Annotated in this window: 4 protein-coding genes; all 4 read left to right on the top strand. The window is 63.5% G+C overall.

The genetic code is table 11. The annotated features are described in order from the left end of the window. On the top strand, positions 1–889 hold an 889-nt coding region (gene hutU, locus ACQKQA_RS29715), incomplete at its 5' end, for a urocanate hydratase (RefSeq protein WP_427564729.1). Between the two features lie 117 nt (positions 890–1,006). Continuing rightward, entirely contained in the window at positions 1,007–2,470 is a 1,464-nt protein-coding gene (locus ACQKQA_RS29720) for a purine-cytosine permease family protein (protein WP_427564730.1), read from the top strand. Between the two features lie 74 nt (positions 2,471–2,544). After that, positions 2,545–3,513: an ABC transporter substrate-binding protein gene (locus ACQKQA_RS29725; protein WP_427564731.1), complete on the top strand. Its 969-nt coding sequence runs from the start codon at positions 2,545–2,547 to the stop codon at positions 3,511–3,513. A gap of 70 nt (positions 3,514–3,583) precedes the next feature. Further along, the coding region (locus ACQKQA_RS29730) for an ABC transporter permease (RefSeq protein WP_427564732.1) at positions 3,584–4,218 on the top strand (635 nt) is incomplete at its 3' end.

Raw genomic sequence — 4,218 nt, forward strand, 5'->3', positions numbered from 1 at the left:
CCTGGGTCGGCCCCAGCGAAACCCGCAAGGACCGCAAGACCGGCTACAAGGGTGGGACCAATACCGCGCACGCGCCAAGACCGAGCCGGCGGCAGTGGTCAAGGCGGCCAAGCAATCGATGGCCGTGCACGTCAAGGCCATGCTCGACTTCCAGAAGCAGGGCATCCCGACTTTCGACTACGGCAACAACATCCGTCAGATGGCCCAGGAAGAAGGCGTCGAGAACGCATTCGACTTCCCAGGCTTCGTGCCGGCCTACATCCGTCCGCTGTTCTGCCGCGGCATCGGTCCGTTCCGCTGGGCCGCGCTGTCGGGTGACCCGCAGGACATCTACAAGACCGACGCCAAGGTCAAGGAACTGATCCCGGACGACGCGCACCTGCACAACTGGCTGGACATGGCGCGCGAGCGCATCAGCTTCCAGGGCCTGCCAGCGCGTATCTGCTGGGTTGGCCTGGGCCTGCGCGCCAAGCTCGGCCTGGCGTTCAACGAAATGGTGCGCAGCGGCGAGCTGTCGGCGCCGATCGTCATCGGTCGCGACCACCTGGACTCCGGCTCGGTCTCCAGCCCGAACCGCGAAACCGAATCGATGCAGGACGGCTCCGACGCTGTGTCCGACTGGCCGCTGCTCAACGCCCTGCTGAACACCGCCAGCGGCGCGACCTGGGTGTCCCTGCACCACGGCGGCGGCGTCGGCATGGGCTTCTCCCAGCACTCCGGCATGGTGATCGTCTGCGACGGTACCGACGAAGCGGCTGAGCGTATCGCCCGTGTGCTGACCAACGACCCGGGGACCGGTGTCATGCGTCACGCCGATGCCGGTTACCAGATCGCCATCGACTGCGCCAAGGAACAAGGCCTGAACCTGCCGATGATCACTGGCAAGTAAGGTTCCGGCGGTTCGCCGCCAGGGCCAGGGAAGGGGCCGTCGCACACTGCTGTGCGACGGCTTGGTCCATGTAGCAGAGCTTTGACATGACAAAAGTCTCCCGGGAGAACAATAACGATGTCCACGGCCAGCGATAGCTCCAAACCCCTGATCGAGCGGCGTTCGATCAACTACATTCCCGAGGCCGAACGCCACGGCAAGCTCTACAGCCAGTTCACCCTGTGGTTGGGCGCTAACCTGCAGATCACGGCCATCGTCACTGGCGCCCTGGCCGTGGTGCTGGGTGGGGATGTGTTCTGGTCGCTGATCGGCCTGCTCATCGGCCAGTTGCTGGGCGGTGGGGTGATGGCGTTACACGCGGCGCAAGGGCCCAAGCTCGGCCTGCCGCAAATGATCTCCAGCCGGGTGCAGTTCGGCGTCTACGGCGCGGCCATTCCGATCGTGCTGGTCTGCCTGATGTACATGGGCTTCACTGCCACGGGCACCGTGCTGTCCGGCCAGGCGCTGGGCCAGCTGTTCGGCGTCAGCGACAGCGTCGGCATCCTGATGTTCGCCAGCGTCATCGTGCTGGTTACCGTACTCGGCTACCGAGTGATCCACTTTATCGGCCGTGCCGCCAGCGTCATCGGTGTCATCGCCTTCGTTTACCTGTTCAGCCGCCTGATGAGCCAGACCGACATCGGCGCGCTGTTGCAAATCCGCCACTTCAGCTGGAACAGCTTCCTGCTCGCGGTGTCGCTCGCAGCGTCCTGGCAGATTGCCTTCGGCCCCTACGTGGCCGACTACTCGCGCTACCTGCCGAGCAAGACCTCATCGGTGAAAACCTTCCTCGCCGCTGGCGCAGGTTCGGTGATCGGTGCGCAGGTGGCGATGATCCTCGGCGTGTTCGCCGCGGCCATGGCCAACGGCCAGTTCGCCGGCCGCGAAGTGGCCTACATCGTCGGCCTGGGCGGCAGCGGTGCCACCGCCGCGCTGCTGTACTTCGCCATCGCCTTCGGCAAGATCACCATTTCGACGCTGAACTCCTACGGCAGCTTCATGTGCATCGCCACCATCATCAGCGGTTTCCGTGGCCACCTGGAGGTGACGCGCCTGCAGCGCCTGGTCTTCGTGCTGGCGATTGTCGGCGCCGCGACCCTGATGGCGCTGCTCGGCCAGCATTCGTTCCTCGGTGCGTTCAAGTCCTTCATCCTGTTCCTGCTGGCCTTCTTCACCCCGTGGAGCGCGGTCAACCTGGTGGACTACTACTGCATCACCCGGGAGAACTACGACGTGCCGGCGCTGGCCGACCCGAACGGTCGCTACGGACGCTGGAACATCCTCGGTATCAGCGTCTATGTGGTCGGTGTGCTGGTGCAGTTGCCGTTCATTGCCACCAAGTTCTACACCGGTTCGCTGGTGGAGGCCCTGGGGGGTGTGGATATCTCCTGGATCATCGGCCTGCTGGTTCCTGCAGCCCTGTATTACGTCTGCGCGAAGAAGTGGCATGGCGCTGTACCCGATCGCCTGATCCTGCCGACAGAGCAGGACTCGATCCCAGAACAAAAGCTGAGTGGGGCAGGCCGCGCAACGGCGGTCTAGACCTGATTGGACGTGGACGGGCTGGATGCCTCTTAACTGCCGTAATCCATTTCAATGATTAGGAGCGTCACATAATGAAAACGAATAAGACCCTGCTGACCACTTTGCTTTCCATGGGCCTGTTGGCCAGTGCTGGCGCCACTCAGGCCGCCGGCTGGTGCGAATCCGGCAAACCGGTGAAATTCGCCGGCCTGAACTGGGAAAGCGGCATGTTGCTGACCGATGTGATGCAGGTGGTGCTGGAAAAAGGTTACGGCTGCAAAACCGACAGCCTGCCGGGTAACTCCATCACCATGGAGAACGCCCTGAGCAGCAACGACATCCAGATTTTCGCCGAGGAGTGGGTGGGCCGCAGCGAGGTCTGGAACAAGGCCGAGAAGGCCGGCAAGGTGGTCGGCGTCGGTGCCCCGGTCGTGGGCGCCATCGAAGGCTGGTACGTGCCGCGCTACGTGGTCGAAGGCGATGCCAAGCGCAAGCTGGAAGCCAAGGCCCCGGACCTGAAGAACATCGCCGACCTGGGCAAGTACGCCAGCGTGTTCAAGGACCCGGAAGAGCCGAGCAAGGGCCGCTTCTACAACTGCCCGGCCGGCTGGACCTGCGAGCTGGACAACAGCGAAATGCTGAAAAGCTACGGCCTGGAAAGCGCCTACACCAACTTCCGTCCGGGCACCGGCCCGGCGCTGGATGCCGCGGTGCTGTCGAGCTACAAGCGTGGCGAGCCGATCCTCTTCTACTACTGGTCGCCAACCCCGCTGATGGGCCAGATCGACGCAGTGAAACTGGAAGAGAAAGCGGGTGTGGACAAGAGCGTGAGCATCAAGGTCGGCCTGTCCAAGACCTTCCACGACGAAGCCCCGGAACTGGTGGCCGTGCTGGAAAAGGTCAACCTGCCGATCGACCTGCTGAACCAGAACCTGGGGCGCATGGCCAAGGAGCGCATCGAGTCGCCGAAACTGGCGAAAATCTTCCTCAAGGAACATCCTGAGGTCTGGCACGCATGGGTGAGCGAAGACGCAGCCAAGAAAATCGACGCGGCCTTGTAGGTAGAGCCTTCCCGGCTGCCTGAGCGGCAGCCGCGAGCTGTACCGCAACCCATTTGATCGAGAGCCTCTTATGTTTCCTGAAAGCTTCACCTTTTCCATCGCCGACTGGGTCAACGGCTGGGTCGACGCCCTGGTGACCAACTACGGCGACGTGTTCCGCCACATCTCCGACACCCTGCTGTGGGCCATCGTCAACCTCGAAGGCCTGCTGCGCCTGGCGCCCTGGTGGCTGATGCTGGCGATCGTCGGCGGCATCGCCTGGCATTCGACCCGCAAGCTGGTGACCACCGCGGTGATCGTCGGCCTGCTGTTCCTGGTCGGTGCCGTCGGCCTGTGGGATAAGCTGATGCAGACCCTGGCGCTGATGCTGGTGGCGACCTTCATTTCGGTGCTGATCGGCATTCCCCTGGGGATCCTCTCGGCGCGCAGCGACCGCCTGCGTTCGGTGCTGATGCCGCTCCTGGACATCATGCAGACCATGCCGAGCTTCGTGTACCTGATCCCGGTGCTGATGCTGTTCGGCCTGGGCAAGGTGCCGGCGATCTTCGCCACCGTGATCTACGCCGCGCCGCCGCTGATCCGCCTGACCGACTTAGGCATTCGCCAGGTCGACGGCGAAGTCATGGAAGCGATCAACGCCTTCGGCGCCAACCGCTGGCAGCAACTGTTCGGCGTGCAACTGCCGCTGGCCCTGCCGAGCATCAT

The sequence above is a fragment of the Pseudomonas sp. NPDC089530 genome, assembly GCF_050280705.1.
Taxonomy (GTDB): Bacteria; Pseudomonadota; Gammaproteobacteria; order Pseudomonadales; family Pseudomonadaceae; genus Aquipseudomonas.

Bases quoted from the DNA above. Each gene is read 5' to 3' on its own strand.
- ACQKQA_RS29720 (WP_427564730.1), top strand. From the start codon at position 1,007: ATGTCCACGGCCAGCGATAGCTCCAAACCCCTGATCGAGCGGCGTTCG.
- ACQKQA_RS29725 (WP_427564731.1), top strand. From the start codon at position 2,545: ATGAAAACGAATAAGACCCTGCTGACCACTTTGCTTTCCATGGGCCTG.